This window comes from Nonomuraea mangrovi, assembly GCF_042681425.1.
GTDB classification, from domain to species: Bacteria; Actinomycetota; Actinomycetes; order Streptosporangiales; family Streptosporangiaceae; genus Nonomuraea; species Nonomuraea mangrovi.
The window spans coordinates 169,045-184,294 of record NZ_JBHUFV010000033.1 but is presented as its reverse complement, the minus strand read 5'-3'; the positions used below and the strand labels follow the sequence as shown (position 1 = coordinate 184,294).

General features: G+C 72.3%; 11 protein-coding genes. 4 read left to right on the top strand and 7 right to left on the bottom strand.

Features of this window, described 5'->3' with window-relative positions; genetic code table 11:
• Window positions 1-7 precede the first annotated feature (7 nt).
• Genes ACFSKW_RS19260 through ACFSKW_RS19250 form a run of 3 tightly spaced genes read left to right on the top strand, consistent with a single transcriptional unit; the run spans window position 8 to window position 2,237 of the window.
• Window positions 8-763, top strand: coding sequence for a LamB/YcsF family protein (locus tag ACFSKW_RS19260; protein WP_379573640.1), 756 nt, complete (start codon window positions 8-10; stop codon window positions 761-763).
• Window positions 760-1,380, top strand: coding sequence for a 5-oxoprolinase subunit B family protein (locus ACFSKW_RS19255; protein ID WP_379573639.1), 621 nt, complete (start codon window positions 760-762; stop codon window positions 1,378-1,380). Before ACFSKW_RS19260 ends, ACFSKW_RS19255 begins: the two co-directional genes overlap by 4 nt.
• Window positions 1,377-2,237: a 5-oxoprolinase subunit C family protein gene (locus ACFSKW_RS19250; protein WP_379573638.1), complete on the top strand. Its 861-nt coding sequence runs from the start codon at window positions 1,377-1,379 to the stop codon at window positions 2,235-2,237. Before ACFSKW_RS19255 ends, ACFSKW_RS19250 begins: the two co-directional genes overlap by 4 nt.
• A gap of 92 nt (window positions 2,238-2,329) precedes the next feature.
• On the opposite strand, the gene ACFSKW_RS19245 is transcribed toward ACFSKW_RS19250, so the two are convergent.
• The 7 genes from ACFSKW_RS19245 to ACFSKW_RS19215 all read right to left on the bottom strand — a co-directional run bounded on the left by ACFSKW_RS19245 (window position 2,330) and on the right by ACFSKW_RS19215 (window position 13,549).
• Window positions 2,330-3,427 (bottom strand): winged helix DNA-binding domain-containing protein, encoded by a 1,098-nt coding sequence (locus ACFSKW_RS19245; RefSeq protein WP_379573637.1) that lies wholly within the window; start codon window positions 3,425-3,427, stop codon window positions 2,330-2,332.
• A gap of 139 nt (window positions 3,428-3,566) precedes the next feature.
• The gene (locus tag ACFSKW_RS19240) at window positions 3,567-5,270 is read right to left on the bottom strand and encodes an ABC transporter family substrate-binding protein (RefSeq protein WP_379573636.1); all 1,704 of its coding nucleotides are present in this window, start codon (window positions 5,268-5,270) and stop codon (window positions 3,567-3,569) included.
• A gap of 9 nt (window positions 5,271-5,279) precedes the next feature.
• Window positions 5,280-7,388 (bottom strand): dipeptide ABC transporter ATP-binding protein, encoded by a 2,109-nt coding sequence (locus ACFSKW_RS19235; protein WP_379573635.1) that lies wholly within the window; start codon window positions 7,386-7,388, stop codon window positions 5,280-5,282.
• Window positions 7,385-8,284, bottom strand: a complete 900-nt coding sequence (locus tag ACFSKW_RS19230; RefSeq protein WP_379573634.1) for an ABC transporter permease — start codon at window positions 8,282-8,284, stop codon at window positions 7,385-7,387. The genes ACFSKW_RS19235 and ACFSKW_RS19230 overlap by 4 nt, the downstream gene beginning before the upstream one ends.
• A gap of 2 nt (window positions 8,285-8,286) precedes the next feature.
• Entirely contained in the window at window positions 8,287-9,267 is a 981-nt protein-coding gene (locus tag ACFSKW_RS19225) for an ABC transporter permease (RefSeq protein ID WP_379573633.1), read from the bottom strand.
• 89 nt (window positions 9,268-9,356) lie between these two features.
• Entirely contained in the window at window positions 9,357-11,588 is a 2,232-nt protein-coding gene (locus ACFSKW_RS19220) for an AAA family ATPase (protein ID WP_379573632.1), read from the bottom strand.
• A gap of 197 nt (window positions 11,589-11,785) precedes the next feature.
• Window positions 11,786-13,549, bottom strand: a complete 1,764-nt coding sequence (locus tag ACFSKW_RS19215) for a tetratricopeptide repeat protein (protein ID WP_379573631.1) — start codon at window positions 13,547-13,549, stop codon at window positions 11,786-11,788.
• 175 nt (window positions 13,550-13,724) lie between these two features.
• Between ACFSKW_RS19215 and ACFSKW_RS19210 the strand changes: the two genes are divergently transcribed.
• Window positions 13,725-15,245, top strand: coding sequence for an MFS transporter (locus tag ACFSKW_RS19210; protein ID WP_379573630.1), 1,521 nt, complete (start codon window positions 13,725-13,727; stop codon window positions 15,243-15,245).
• The last annotated feature ends 5 nt before the right edge of the window (window positions 15,246-15,250 follow it).

Genomic DNA, 15,250 nt, shown 5'->3' with positions numbered 1-15,250 from the left:
ATGACCTATGGTGATCGACCTCAACGCTGACCTCGGAGAAGGCTTCGGGATCTGGCGGCTCGGCGACGATCTCGCGCTGCTCGACATCGTCACCTCCGCCAACGTCGCGTGCGGTTTCCACGCGGGCGACCCCGTGACGATCAGGCGCACCTGCGCCGCCGCCGTCGACAGGGGCGTGACGATCGGGGCCCAGGTGTCCTACAGGGACCTGGCGGGCTTCGGGCGCAGGGAGATGGACGTCGAGCCCGAGGAGCTGTGCGCCGAGGTGCTCTACCAGCTGGCCGCCGTCGACGGCATCGCGCGGGCGATGGGTGGCAGGGTCGCCTACGTCAAGCCGCACGGCGCCCTGTACAACCGGGTGGTGCGCGATCCCGTGCAGGCGGCCGCGCTCGTCGACGCGGTCCTCGACTACGACGCCACCCTGCCCGTGCTGACCCTGCCCGGCTCCGCCGTGCACGCGGCGGCGGCCGAGGCGGGGATCTCCACCGTCACCGAGGCGTTCGCCGACCGGGCCTACACGCCGTCAGGGACGCTGGTGTCGCGGCGCGAGGAGGGGGCGGTCATCCACGACCCCGGCCAGGTGGCCGCGCGGGCGGTGCGCATGGCCGTGGAGGGCACGGTGATCGCGGTCGACGGGTCGGAGGTCTCCGTCGGGGCCAGGTCGATGTGCGTCCACGGTGACACCCCCGACGCGGTACGGCTGGCCCGCGCCGTACGCGATGGGCTGCTGGAGGCCGGGGTGGCCATCCAGTCCTTCGCATGAGTGTGATCAGAGACGCGGGAGAGCACGGGCTGCTGGTGGAGACGGGGTCGCTGGCGGCCTCCCATCGGCTGGACGCGCTGCTGAGGGCCGAACGGCCCGCGGGGGTCGAGGAGGTCGTGCCGGGGCCCGAGACGGTCCTGGTGGTGGCAAGGGGCGGCGACCAGGCGAGGCTGCGCGCGCATCTGGCGGCGCTGGCCGACCTGGCGTCGGCGGCCGGCGATTCCCCCGCGCCGTCGGAGAGGGTCGTGACGATTCCCGTCGTCTATGACGGGGCGGATCTGGCCTCGGTCGCCGACGAGGCGGGGATGACGGTGTCCGAGGTGATCGCCAGGCACACGGGCACGGAGCTGGTGGTGGGCTGGCTGGGGTTCGCGCCCGGCTTCGCCTACCTCACAGGGCTGGACCCGGCGCTGCGCGTGCCGCGCCTGAGCACGCCGCGCACCTCGGTGGCCGCCGGCTCGGTGGCGATCGCCGGGCCGTACGCGGCGGTCTATCCCACGGCCTCACCCGGCGGATGGCGGCTGCTGGGGCGCACGTCGCTGCGGGTGTGGGACGTGCGGGCCGACCCGCCGTCGCTGCTGCCGCCCGGCACCCGCGTACGCTTCGAGGCGACATGATCGAAGTGCTCGCCCCCGGTCCCTATGCGACGGTTCAGGACCTGGGCCGTCCCGGCTACGCGCACCTGGGGGTGCCCCGCTCGGGAGCCGCCGACGCCGCGAGCCTGCGGCTGGCCAACCGCCTGGTCGGCAACCCCGAGGGAAGCGCGGGGCTGGAGCTGACGTTCGGCGGCGCCAGGCTGCGCTTCCTGGCGGGGACGTGGATCGCGGTCACCGGGGCGCCCTGCCCGCTGACGGCCTCGTCCGAGGCGGGCGCGCAGGGCATGGGGGCGCCCTTCTGGATGCCGCGCGGCGCCGAGCTGAGGGTCGGCACGCCCGCGGCGGGCCTGCGCACGTACGTGGCCGTCCGCGGCGGGATCGACGTGGAGCCCGTGCTCGGCAGCCGGTCGACCGACTCGCTGTCGGGGCTCGGACCTCCTCCCCTGCGGGCGGGCACGACGCTGCCCGTCGGCGCCACGGGCTCGCTACCCGCGATCTGCGCGGACCAGGCGCCCCCGCTCCCGCCCGCGCCGCCGGTGCTGCGGGTACTCGCGGGGCCGCGTGACGACTGGTTCGCCGATGACGCGTCGGCCGGGCTGTGCGCGCGGCCGTACGAGGTCAGCCAGGACAGCAACAGGGTCGGCGTACGGCTGCGCGGCACCACGCTGGCGTGGGCGCGCCAGGGCGAGCTGCCGAGCGAGGGTATGGTGACGGGCGCCGTGCAGGTGCCGCCGAATGGGCAGCCGATCGTCTTCCTCGCCGACCACCCGCCGACCGGCGGCTACCCGGTGATCGGCGTCGTGCTCGCCGCCGACCTGCCGGTCGCCGCCCAGGCGCGTCCGGGCGACCGCCTGTCCTTCAGGCTCGTCAGGCGCTGACCCGCGCCCCGCCCGGCCGGCGTCAACCGCTGGAGTCCCGCCGCGTCGGCCGAAGGGGCCCGCGTGCGTCAACCGACGGAGCCCGGCCTGCTTCAGCCGACGGAGCCGGGCGCGGTCGCGGCCCGCAGCCTGGCGACGGCGTCGGCGAGCGGCCGCTCGGGGACCGCCTCGAAGAGCTCCAGAGCGGGCTCGCCGTCCTTGGCCTCCCACACGCCGGCCACGCGGCCCTGGTAGATGACGACGGGCGAGATCCAGCCCGCGGCCCTGCTCACCTTCGCCTTGACCGCGGAGGGGATGAGCGGCTCCAGGTTGCGGGGAGCGCCCAGGATGTACTGATCGAAGCCGGGCAGCAGGTGGACGTCCTGTGAGGGCTCGGTGGCGGCGAGGTCGTCGAGGTGCTCGGTGAGGGCGAGCAGCGGGGTGCCGTCCACGTCGACCTCGGTGAGTTCAGGGGCCAGGTCGCGGAACCAGCCCTTGAGCACGGCCTTCCTCGCCACACCGCCGAACAGCCAGGTGTCGAACGCCTCGGGCGTGGCGGGACCGTGGGCGGCGAGGAAGGCGCGGGCCAGCCGTACCCCGGCCTCCTCGGGGGGCGGCGGCTCGGCGGGCCACGACGGCACCCATGCGCGGGGGGAGGTGAAGGTCACCTTGCCGTCCCTGGGCGGGCCGTAGCAGAGCTCGCCGAGCCGGGCCAGCGGCTTGAGCAGCACGCCCCAGCCCGAGGTGAGGGCCTGCCTGAGGTGGTCGTCGCCGGTGAGCTCGACGACGGCCTCCACCAGCTCCTCGCGGGTCAGGTGGGCGCCTTCGAGCACCTTGGGGACGGCGTCGATGATCGCCTCGGTCTCGGCGGCGGTGACGCCGTGGCCGCGCTGCCACGAGCCCTTCTCCCAGAAGCGCAGCGTGCCGAGCGCCGCGCAGTAGCTCGCCAACTCCTCGGAGGGGACCAGGTGGAGGGTGCCGCGCATGAGCCAGGTCTTCACCAGGGTGCGGTCCTGCCAGAGGGCGCGGTCGAGCTCGCCGGGATCGGGGGCGGCGCTGCGGACGGCGACGGCCTGCCTGGTGCTGGAGGCGACCTGGTTCTGCAGGCCGCAGAGCCTGCGGGCGATCTCCACCGCGCCGGGACCGTCGGCGGCGGTGACGAACTGACGGCGCAGCCGCCAGGCGAGAACGTGGGGCCAGGTGAGATTCACAGGTCACTTCTACACCGCGCCACCGACATCTGCGCCACGCGGTACGGCCCGCGCTCGCGGCCACTCCGGGAGCGCGGGGCGACTCCTGCGGGCCCAGGGCTTGCCTGCGCCCCGTGGCGGCGGGGCGCAGGCAAGAGGGTCAGCCGGTGAAGCCGATGTCCTGGTATCGGAGGTCGTAGAACCCGCGTGCCCCCAGGTTGGCCAGCGTCGCCTTCACCGCGACGTTCTGCGGCCGCTGGTAGAGGGGCAGGACGTTGACGGCGTCCCAGATCAGCTTGTCGGCCTGGTTGGTCGCCTCGCGCGCCTTGGCGACGTCCAGCTCCGCCGTTGCCCGCTGCATCGCCAGGTCGATCTCGGGCGATCCGATGCGTCCCAGGTTCGCGTTCCACTGCCGCACGCCCTTGGCGTCGGTCGTCGCGTTGGCGTAGATGCCGTACCCGCTCGAAACCGGATAGGGGGTGCCGACATAGGAAAAGGACGTTAGGTCGTAATTGCCGGGAATGATGTACTTCGTGAAGTAGTCGTCGGCCGGCACCGCCTGCAGCGTCACCTTCACCCCGAGCTGGATCAGCATGTTCTGCACCAGCTCGCCCTCCGACTTGGTCAGCTGCAGCCCCGACGGCATGACGAACCGCAGGTTCATCTCCTTTCCGCCCTTGGCGCGCGTCTGCCCGCTCAGCTTCCAGCCCGCCGCGTCGAGCGCCGCCTTGGCCCGCTCCGGGTCATAGCTGCCCAGCGCGCCAGCGTTGTCCTGGTAGCCCTCCTGGGTGTTCATGAAGAAGTGGTTGCCCAGCAGCGTGATCGGCCAGTCGAGGCCCTGTAGGTCCGACTGGGCGATCGCCTGCCTGTTGATCGCCGTCGCGAGCGCCCTGCGCACGTTGACGTCGGACAGGATGGCGCTCTCGCCGTTCATCGTGATGTGCCGGAAGTCGGGACCTGCCGCCTGCCGGACGACGGCCCCCTGGGTGGCCTTCGCCCTGGCGTAGTCCGGAGCGGAGGGGCCGATGTCGAAGGTGTCGATCTCGCCGTTGCTGAAGGCGCCGACGAGCGAGTCGCTCTCCATCGCCCGGAAGATGATCTGGTCGAGCTTGGCGGGCTCACCCCACCACGCCGGGTCGCGGACGAGGGTGATGGTCTTGGCGGTCTGGTCGAAGGCCTTGAACCTGAACGGCCCCGCGCTGACCGGGATCTTGTTCAGCCACGCGTTGTTGAACGTCGCCGCCGTGTCGTTGGTGGCCTTGGGATAGAGCGGGGCGAACAGCGACTGCCAGTCCCCGAAGTCGTTCTTGAAGGTGATGACCACCTCGTAGTCGTCCTTGCCCCTGGCGACGGACGCGATGTCCTGGTAGCCGGTGGTCGAGCTGACACGGAAGTCGGTGTTCTTCCCGTTCATCGCCTTCCACTGCGCCTCGTAGTCCCGCCAGGTGACGGGCTTGCCGTCCGACCATCTGGCCTTGGGGTTGAGCGTCAGCGTGACGACCTGCTTGGGGTCGCGGGCGGTGACCTTGCCGTCGACGAGATAGTCGGGATTGGCGCTGATGACCGCCTTCTCGTCGCTGCGGAACGGCGAGGGCAGGAGCGCGTCGACGACGCTCTTGACGTAGGCGAGGTTGCCGTCGACGTGGTTGAGGTTCCACTGGGTGGGATACTGGTTGATCCCCCAGCGCAGCGTGCCGCCGTCCTTGACTTGAGCACGGCCGACGGCGTGGATGTCGAAGGCCCTGACCGCGGCCCCCTGTGACTGTGGCCCGCTGACGGCGGCGCCCCTGTCGCCGCCTCCGCAGCCCGTCATGGCCATCGCACCTGCCACGGCCATGACCGCGATGAGCCTGGATGTTCTCACGTGTTCCTCCTAGTCGGGTTGGGCGGCGTAGTGGCAGGCCACGCCATGGTCCGCGCCGAGCTGCCTGATCTCGGGCTCGACCGTCACGCAAGGGATGCGTTCGGCCTCCGTGAGGGTCATGAACAGGGGGCATCGGGTGCGGAAGCGGCATCCCGACGGGGGATGGGCCGGACTCGGCAGGTCGCCCTCGAGCAGGATCCGCCGCCTGGAACGTTCCTTCCTCGGGTCGGGCAGCGGCACGGCCGACAGCAGGGCCTGGGTGTAGGGGTGCAGGGGCGTCGTGTAGACCTGCTCGACGCCGCCGATCTCGGCGATCCTGCCGAGGTACATCACGGCCACCCTGTCGGCGATGTGCCGGACGACGGCCAGGTCGTGGGCGACGAACAGGTAGGACAGCCCGAGCCTGCGCCTGAGGTCGCGCAGCAGGTTGATCACGCCCGCCTGGATCGACACGTCCAGGGCGGAGACGGGCTCGTCGAGCACGACGAGCCTCGGTTCGAGCGCCAGCGCCCTGGCGATGCCGATGCGCTGGCGCTGGCCGCCGGAGAAGTCCTGCGGATGGCGGGAGGCGTGCGTGGGGTCGAGGCCGACGAGGTCGAGCAGCTCGAGCACCCGCCGCCCCTGGTCGCGCCTGCCGTGGGTGCGCAGCGGCTCGGCCAGGATGTCGTAGACGGTCATCCTGGGGTCGAGCGAGGCCAGCGGGTCCTGGAAGACGACCTGCAGGTGGCGTCGCATCGCGGCCCGCTCGCGGCCGCCGATGTCCGCCACGTCGCGGCCGAGCACCACGATCCGGCCCCGCTGCGGCCTCGTGAGCTCCAGGATCTGCATGAGCGCGGTCGTCTTGCCCGAGCCCGACTCCCCCACCAGGCCGAGCGTCTCGCCTTCGCGCAGGTCGAACGTGACCCCGTCGACCGCGTGGACGGTTCCTATCCTGCGCCTGAACACCGCGCCCTTCATCAGCGGGTAGTGCCTGACCAGGCCGTCGACCGCGAGCACGACCTCGCGACCGCCCCGCGGCACTGCGGGCCCGGCCGGCACGGCCTCGGCCTCGGACACAGGCGCGGGCGCGGCGGATCGGGGCTCGGCCGCCGCGGGTTCGGGCGCGGCTGGTTCGGCCGCGGCGGGTTCGGGTTCGGCGAGTTCGGGTTCGGGCGCGGAGAGCTCGGCCGCCCTGATGCAGGCGGCCAGGTGTCGTGGCGTGTCGACGGGCTCCAGCGCGGGCTCCGCCTTCACACACGCCTCGACCGCGTGCGGGCAGCGCGGATGGAAGGGGCAGCCCGGTGGGAGCGCGGCCGGCGAGGGCGGCTGCCCCTTGATCGGCACGAGCGCCTGCCGTCCGCCCTCGTCGAGGCGCGGGATGGAGGCGAGCAACCCCATCGTGTACGGCATGCGCGTGCGGTAGTAGACGTCGTCGACCGGGCCCATCTCGACCACCCGCCCCGCGTACATCACCAGCACCCGGTCGGCCAGCCCCGCCACCACCCCCAGGTCGTGGGTGATCATCACGATCGCCGCGCCGGTCTCCCTCCGCGCGGTCCTCAGCACGTCGAGCACCTGCGCCTGGATGGTGACGTCGAGCGCGGTCGTCGGCTCGTCGCAGATGATGACGTCGGGGTCGTTGGCGATCGCCATGGCGATCATCGCGCGCTGCCGCATGCCGCCGGAGAACTCGTGCGGGAAGGCCTTGGCCCGCTGGCGCGGGCTGGGTATGCCGACCAGGTCGAGCAGCTCGACCGCCCTGGAGGCGGCCTGTTCCCTGGTGACCTTCTGGTGGATCCTGACCGCCTCGGCGATCTGGTCGCCCACCCGGTAGACGGGGGTCAGGGCCGACAGCGGGTCCTGGAAGACCATGGAGATCGTCCGGCCGCGCAGGCGGGTGAGGTTCCGCTCCTTGGCGCCGAGGAGCTCGGTGCCGTGCACCCTGACCGACCCGGACACCCGCGCGTGCGCCGGTAGCAGGCCCATCACGGCCAGCGAGGTCACCGACTTGCCCGAGCCCGACTCACCGACGATGCCGAGCACCTCCCCCGCGCCGACCTCGAAGCCGACGCCGCGCACCGCGTGCAGGTCGCCGAAGCGCACGTGCAGGTCGCCGACCTGGAGCACGGGCGAGGTCATGAGGCCCTCGCGGCGGTCGGGTCGAAGGCGTCGCGCAGCGAGTCGCCGATGAGGTTGACCGCGAGGACGGTCACCGTCAGCAGACCGGCGGCGAACCAGAACGTCCACGGCGCGAACACGGCCGTCTTGGAGCCGTCGGCGATCAGGCTGCCGAGGGAGACGTCGGGCGGCTGGATGCCGAAGCCGAAGTAGGACAGCGTGGTCTCGGTGAGGATCGCCGCGCTGACGTTGAGCGTGGCGTCGACGATCAGCAGCGACGACAGGTTGGGGATGATGTGCCGGAAGATGATCGTGGGCGCGGGCACCCCCATGAACCTGGCGGCGCTGACGAACTCGCGCTCCTTGAGCGACACCGTCATCCCGCGCACGACCTTCGAGGTGATCATCCACAGGAACAGCGCGAGCATGAGGACGAACAGCAGCCACGCGCCACCGGCGAACAGCGGCGACATGATCGCCAGGATGAGGAAGCTCGGCAGGACGAGCAGCAGGTCGACCGCCCACATCAGCACCCTGTCCGTCCAGCCGAGGAAGTAACCGGCGAACGCGCCGACGATGGCGGCCAGCGCGGTGGCGACGGCCGCCACCAGCAGGCCGACGATCAGTGACTTCTGCATGCCGCGCAGCGTCACGGCGAAGACGTCGGCGCCCGTTTGCAGCGTCCCCCAGTAGTGGAGGGCCGACGGCGGCTGGAGGAAGGCGGTGAAGTCCTTGTCGGTGTAGGTCCAGCGGGTCAGGTGGGGCCCCGCGAAGGCCAGCACGAACATGAGCGCGAGCAGCGCGAAGCCGAGCCGCCCCTGCCGCATCCGGAAGAAGCGCCCTGCCACGACCCTGCCCCTGGAGGGCGCCCTGATCCTGCCGGCCTGCTCGGCCTGCTCCTCGTCCGCGATGCTCACCGTCAGGCCACCCTCACCCGCGGGTCCAGCGCGGCCGTCAGCACGTCGGACAGGAGCGAGGCGGCCAGCACCGACAGGGCGGTCAGGCACGCGATCGCGGCGACGGTGTTGACGTCGCTCCTGTTGATGGAGCCGATGAGCTGCTCGCCGAGGCCGTGCCAGCCGAAGATCGTCTCGGTGATCGTGGCGCCCACCAGCAGCGAGCCGAAGGTGAAGGCGAAGTAGGTGGCGGCGGGGATGAGGGCCGTGCGCAGCGCGTGCCTGGTGAGCGCGGCCCGCCTGGACAGGCCCTTGGCCATCGCGGTGCGGACGAAGTCGGCGCCCAGCACGTCGAGCATCATGTTGCGCTGGTAGCGGCTGAAGGTGGCGATCAGCGGGAGCGACAGCGAGATCGTCGGCAGAAGCAGGTGTTTCACCCTGTCGACGGCATGGTCGAGGAAGCCGCCCTCGAGGCCGGGGGTGTACTCGCCGCTCACCTCGAAGACGCGCACGACCGCGTCGTTGAACGCCACACCCGCCAGGATGAGGATGTTGGCCAGCACGACGACCGGCACGGCCAGCGCGACGAACGCGAGCGTGGTGGTGATCCTGTCGAACCAGCCGTACTGCCTGACGGCCGCGAAGGCGCCCACGGCCACGCCGAGCAGGCTGCCGAAGACGACGCCGAGGATGATCAGCCGGAAGGTGACGCCCGCACGCCGTGCGAGATCGCGGTTGACCGCGTCGCCGTCGACGGTCTTGCCGAAGTCGCCGTGGAGGACGCCTGCCGCCCAGGTGAGGTAGCGCTCGAACAGCGGGGTGGCCGGGTTGAGGTTGAGCTCGTCCAGCCTGGCGTCGATCACGGCGGGCGGCAGCGGCGGGTTGCGGCCCTCGTAGTTGGCGCGCGGGTCGAGAGCGCCGGCCGCCAGCATGTAGGCCAGGCTGGTGGCGACGACGACGAGCACCACGTAGTTGAGCAGCCTGCGCAGCAGGAACAGCGCCATCGTCCCCCCTCCCGATGCCCACTGATCGTAGCCGTATTGCTACACCATGTGATCGGAGTGTGGCGGCGAAGCGTCGAAGACAGGTACGTTCAGCGGCCGGAAAGCTCGTCCACGGCGGCGCGGACGTCGTCGCTGGTGATGGTGGTCAGCTCGGACTCGCTGGCCGTGTCGCCCAGCGCGGCCAGCCGTACGTCCCTGCGCATGGCCGCGCGTTCGAACAGGGAGCGGGCGAAGCGCCCGTTGCCCAGTCCGTCGATGAGCCGTTCACCGCACACCCAGGTGAACACCTCGTCCAGGTCGGTGCGGGCGGCCTCGTCGAAGCGGTCTCCCGAGCGCTCGGCCAGCAGGACGGCGATCTCGGCCAGCTCGCGCGGCGCGTAACTGGGGAAGGCGACCTTCTGGTTGAAGCGGCTGGCCAGGCCCGGATTGGTGGACAGGAACCTGTCCATCTCCCGCTCGTATCCGGCCAGGATGACGACGAGCCTGTCGCGGTCGTCCTCGGCGCGCTTGAGCAGCGTCTGCACCGCCTCGGCGCCGAAGGCGTCACCGCCGGCGTAGCCGGGGTTGACCAGGCTGTAGGCCTCGTCGACGAACAGCACGCCGCCCAAGGCCCTGTCGACCAGCTCGTTGGTCTTGATCGCGGTCGCGCCGAGGTGCTGGCCTACCAGGTCGGCGCGCTGCGCCTCGACCACGTCGGGCCTGGCCAGCAGGCCGAGCGCGGCGAAGATGCGGCCGATGACGCGGGCGACGGTGGTCTTGCCTGTGCCGGGCGGGCCGACGAAGACGAAGTGCCGCATCTGTGGCGGCGTGGGCAGCCCCCGCTCCTGCCGCATGCGAGCCACCTGGAGTTGGGCTGCGATGGCGTGGACCTGCCGCTTGACGGGTTCGAGCCCCGCCATGCGGTCGAGGTCGGCCAGCGCCTCCTCCAGCGTGGGCGTGGCGGCGTAGCCGCGGAAGCGGGCGGTCAGCTCGTTGAAGGCCTTGGTGACGTCGGCGACCGTCGTGGTCGTGAGGTCCTCGGTCGTCGGCGTGCCTCCCGCTCCCACCACCCGCACGTCGCGGGCCTGCGCGGCGGCCTCGACCAGGCTGCGCACGAAGCGCGCGTTGCCGAGCTCGTCGACCAGGCCGCGGCGCTGGACGTCCTCGAACAGGCCGAGCAGCGCGGGCCTGGCCTCGGGGGCGAGCCGGTCGCCGCGCCGCTTCTGCAGCAGATCGGTGATCTCCAGCAGTTCGGCGGGCGAGTAGCTGGGAAAGCGGACCCTGGTGGCGAACCTGGACGACAGCCCCGGGTTGGAGGCCAGGAAGGAGGTCATCTCCTGCTCGTATCCCGCCAGGATGATGATCAGGTGCTCGCGGTCGTCCTCCGCCCGCTTCAGCAGCGTCTGGACGGCCTCCGAACCGAACCTGTCGGGCTGTCCTTCGGAGGAGTTGATGAGGCTGTAGGCCTCGTCGATGAACAGCACGCCGCCCAGCGCCCTGTCGACCAGCTCGTTGGTCTTGATCGCGGTCGCGCCGAGGAACTCCCCCACCAGGTCGGCCCGCTGCGCCTCGACCACGTAGGGCGTCTCGAGGAGGCCGAAGGCGTAGAAGATCTTGGCTACCGAGCGGGCGACGCTGGTCTTGCCGGTGCCGGGCGGCCCGACGAACACGAAGTGCCTGGTCGGCCGGTCAGCAGGGTAGCCGGCCTCGGCGCGCAGCCTGGAGGCCTCGATGGAGGCGGCGATGGAGCGGACCTGCTCCTTCACGGGCGCCAGGCCGACCATGCCCTCCAGTTCGGCGAGCGCGTCCTCCACCGAGATCGGCGGGGGCGGTGCGGTCCTGTCGGCCTGCTGCTGGTGGCCCTGCTGGAACTCCCGCGCGCGCACCCTGACGGGCTCCTCCTCCACCAGGTCGGCGCGGGCCCTTCTGGCCTGGACGAACCGGTAGACGAGGATGGCGGCGGCCGCGCCGTACGCCGCCCAGACGGCGGTGCCCTCGGAGACGGGTGACAGCGCGGCCGCCAGCGCCCCGGCGGGCACGAGCGCCATCAGCGTGGTCACCCACGGCGTCACCCAGCGGATCAGGTGCGCGCCCGCGGCGACGGGCAGCGCGAGCACCATCATGAAGGTGGGCGACATCGACCGCTCGGGGAACAGCGCCATGAACACCGGAAGCAGGCATGCCCACCCCAGCAGTACGAGCGCGGTGGCCGCGGCGCGGGGGAAGCGCAGGGTGAGCGAGACGAAGCCGAGCAGGACGAGCGTGACCAGGAAGGTCTTGAACAGGTCCCAGCCCATCGCGGCCGCCAGTCCGACGGCTCCGACCAGGATCCCGACGTGCATCACCCTGCGTATGGCGGGGGGAAGGTGGAAATAGCGCAGCCGTACCTGTTCAAACAGATCTCGCGCCGCGGCCCGCCCCGCAGAGCGAGTCCTGTCGGAGTCCCGCATCACGCCTCCCCGGTTCGCCCCCGGTTATACCGCACGGGCGCGGGCGACGCGCTATACGGCGCGCGTGAATGCGGCGATTGGGGGAGTCGCTATCGGCGCTGGTGCCGTCCGGGGAACTCCCCCACCAGAACCTGTTTGGGCGTCACGCGCAGGACGTCGGTTTCGGGGTCGGGAAGCGCCACGCCCCGCACCTCCGCCCAGAAGCGCCGGTGGAGCGGATCGGCGGCGAACAGGGCGACGCGGGGGTCGCGCTCGGCCGCCTCCCACGCCTCGGCTCCGGCGATCAGGCGCAGCTCGCCCGAGGGGGTGACGGAGACGACGGCCCCGACGGCCAGCGCGCGGGGGCCGAGCGGGTCGGCGCAGGCGAGCACGACCTCGCGGGAGAAAGTGAAGGCTTTCATTATCTCCGGGGTGAGCGTCACCGGCTCCCGCACCCCGTCCATGACCGGCTCCGCCATGATCAGGGAGGCTCGCCACGGGCCTGGCGCGCCGCGCCACCATGCGCGCAGGGCGCGCAGCCCGAAGACGGCGGCCACGGCTCCCGTCGCGCCGAACGCGACCCGCCACGCCCACACGCCCACCGGCTCTCCCCCGCCGGCGAACGCCGCCACCAGGCTCGACACGGCGGCGGCGACGCAGGCGAGCGCGGCGGTGAGCGCGAGCCCCGCGGCCACGGCCAGCCACCTGTCGGCGCGCAGCGCCCCGAGGCCCGCCAGCCCTCCCCTGCCCCAGACCCTGACCAGCAGGTACGGCACGGCGAGAGCGCCCAGCCCCACGACGGGATGCGCCACGATGGCGGTGACCGCGAGCGCCGCCAGCCCCGACCACGCCCTCGCCAGCACGATCCAGAGCGTGACGCCGAGGTCGCGGCGGGCCGCGCGCTCGCCGTACGCCGTCGACAGCTGGGCCAGCGCGAGCACCGGCCTGCCGCGCCACGCCTCCGTCAGCACGCGCAGGACGGCCAGAGCGGGGGCGTTGAGCAGCACGATCCCGGCGAGCCCCGCCCAGATCGGGTCGGCGAGGGGGACGAGCAGGGAGGCGGTGTAGGCGACGACGGCGATGCACGCCGTCGCGACCGACAGGCCGAGCCACCGGTCGCGGCCGAGCATGACGGGGACCGTGGACCAGATCCGCACCCTGCGCGCCTGGCGGACCGTCGCCGTGCCCACCAGGACCAGGGCGATGGCCCCTGCCAGGCCCAGCGGCACGTCGGGGACGGGGCCCGTGACCACCAGCGCGCCCGAGACCGCGGTGGCGACGGCGGGGAGCAGGCGGGCCTGGCGCGACCAGACCTCGAGCGCGCGCCGCGCCCTGCCCGTATCGCGCGGGTCGATGCTCCAGGCGGGGTCGTGGTGGGCGCGGGGCGGGTCCCACCGCAGCAGGGCCAGCCCGTAGTTGACGCGCGCGGGCGTGTGCCCGCCGTTCCTGCGCAGGGCGGCCAGGTAAGCGGCCTCGGCGGGCCGGTGCTCGCCGCGCAGGAGGGCCAGGTCACCGGCCATGGCGTGCGGCTCAGGCTCCTCGGGGGCGAACCTGGCCGCGGCCGCGATGCTGTCGGCGGCCTCCCTCCAGCGTCCCGGTACGCGACGCAGCGCGGCGCCGAGCCGCAGCCGCGCCTGCCAGGAGCCCGGGGCGAGCCGCGCGGCCTCCTCCGCCTCCCGCACGGCCTCGGCGTCGCTGCCGAGACGTTCGAGCGCGAGGCTGGCCAGGCGGTGGGCCCATTCGCGGGAAGGGTCGAGGGCGACGGCCCGCCGGGCGGCGGTCAGCGCGGCCTCCGGCCGGTCGGCGGACAGGTGGGTGAAAGCGACGGCACACAATCCGGCAGCGGAATCCGGGTCCTCGCCGTCGCTCCCCACCACTCCATGATCCGTTCGCCCACGTTGTCGCGATAGATCAGGACATATTGCTGTATCTCTCTAGAGAGGTGGGAGCACGCCATGTGATCAGTCGATACGGGTGTGCGACGTGCCGGACATCGCCTAAGCTGCCACGCATGTTCCATGACCGAGCCAAGCCCGTCATGGACGCCGCATGACGATCCTGCAAAGCGCGCCAGGTGTGCGGCGGGCCGAGGGCGTACGCGGGGCCAACCGCTGGTCAATTCTGGTCCTGCTCTGCCTCAGCCTGCTCCTCATCACCGTCGATGCCACGGTCCTGCACATCGCCGTCCCCGCGCTGACGGCGGCGCTGGAGCCGTCCTCCGTCGAGCTGTTGTGGATCATAGACGCCTATTCGCTGGTCGTCGCGCCTCTTCTGATCATGTTCGGCACGCTTGGCGATCGCTACGGCCGAAAACGCCTGGTCCTGTGGGGTTTCGTCGTGTTCGGACTGGCCTCGGCGGGCGCCGCCTTCGCGCCGACACCGCTGACGCTGATCCTGGCCAGGGGCCTGCTCGGGGTGGGCGGCGCGATGATCATGCCGGCCACCCTGTCGATCATCCGCCAGGTCTTCACCGACCGGCGCGAGCGGGCGATCGCGCTCGGGGTCTGGAGCGCGGTGGCCGCCGCGGGCGCGGCCGTCGGCCCGCTCGTCGGCGGGCTGCTGGTCGAGCACCTCTGGTGGGGCGCCGTCTTCCTCATCAACGTGCCGATCCTGCTGGGGCTGCTCCCCGCCGCCCGTCGGCTGCTGCCCGAGTCGAGGCAGGGCACGAGCCGTCCGTGGGACGGGACCAGCGCCGTCCTGTCGGTGCTCGGCATCCTGGCCGTCGTCTTCGGACTCAAGGAGGCCGGCGCGGGCCATCCGGCCGCCCTGCTCGTCCTGCTGGTGGGCGCCGGCCTGCTCTGCTGGTTCGTACGGCGGCAACGGCGCCTGCCCCACCCCCTGCTCGACGTCGGCCTCTTCAAGGACAGGGCCTTCGCCACCGGCGTGGCAGGCGTGCTGTTCGGCGTCTTCTCCCTGGTCGGCCTGCAGCTCATGCTCGCCCAGTACCTCCAGCTCGTCCTCGGCGACAGCCCGCTGGGCGCCGCGCTGAGGATGCTGCCTCTGGTGCTGTCGGCGATCGCGGGAGGCCTCGCGGCGGCGTCCGTGCTGCGCAGGATCGGCATGCGCGCCACGATGAGCGGCGGGCTGGCGCTGGTCGCGGTGTCACTGACGCCGCCGCTGGCGTGGGGGGTGGAGCCCCACTCGTTCATGCTGGCGATCTGCTTCGTCGGCATTGGCTTCGGGCTGCAGGTGGCACTGCTGGCCGCCTCCGACACGATCATGTCGGCCGCGCCGGAGTCCAGGGCGGGCGGCGCGGCCGCGATCGAGGAGACCGCCTACGAGCTCGGCGCCGGGCTCGGGGTCGCGGTCCTCGGCACGATCACCGCGGTCGTCTACGCGCCGGGCGTCCCCTCCGTGAGCGGGGTGCCCGCGCAGGGGATGGAGCAGGCGCGGCAGTCGATGGCAGGCGCCGCGCACGTGGCGCGGCAGACGGGCGGCGAGGCGGGGGCCGCGCTGCTCGAGGCGGCACGGTGGGCGTTCGTTCACGCGCTCCACACGACGATCGTCGTCAGCGTCGTGCTGCTCGCAGCCACCGCGGCCGCCGTGGCCGTGCTCATCCGACGCGACTGAGGTTT

What these genes read in the sequence shown, in the direction of transcription:
- ACFSKW_RS19255 (WP_379573639.1), top strand. Translation starts at nt 760, where the DNA reads ATGAGTGTGATCAGAGACGCGGGAGAGCACGGGCTGCTGGTGGAGACG.
- ACFSKW_RS19220 (WP_379573632.1), bottom strand. Translation starts at nt 11,588, where the DNA reads ATGCACGTCGGGATCCTGGTCGGAGCCGTCGGACTGGCGGCCGCGATG.
- ACFSKW_RS19250 (WP_379573638.1), top strand. Translation starts at nt 1,377, where the DNA reads ATGATCGAAGTGCTCGCCCCCGGTCCCTATGCGACGGTTCAGGACCTG.
- ACFSKW_RS19225 (WP_379573633.1), bottom strand. Translation starts at nt 9,267, where the DNA reads ATGGCGCTGTTCCTGCTGCGCAGGCTGCTCAACTACGTGGTGCTCGTC.
- ACFSKW_RS19210 (WP_379573630.1), top strand. Translation starts at nt 13,725, where the DNA reads ATGACGATCCTGCAAAGCGCGCCAGGTGTGCGGCGGGCCGAGGGCGTA.
- ACFSKW_RS19235 (WP_379573635.1), bottom strand. Translation starts at nt 7,388, where the DNA reads ATGACCTCGCCCGTGCTCCAGGTCGGCGACCTGCACGTGCGCTTCGGC.
- ACFSKW_RS19260 (WP_379573640.1), top strand. Translation starts at nt 8, where the DNA reads ATGGTGATCGACCTCAACGCTGACCTCGGAGAAGGCTTCGGGATCTGG.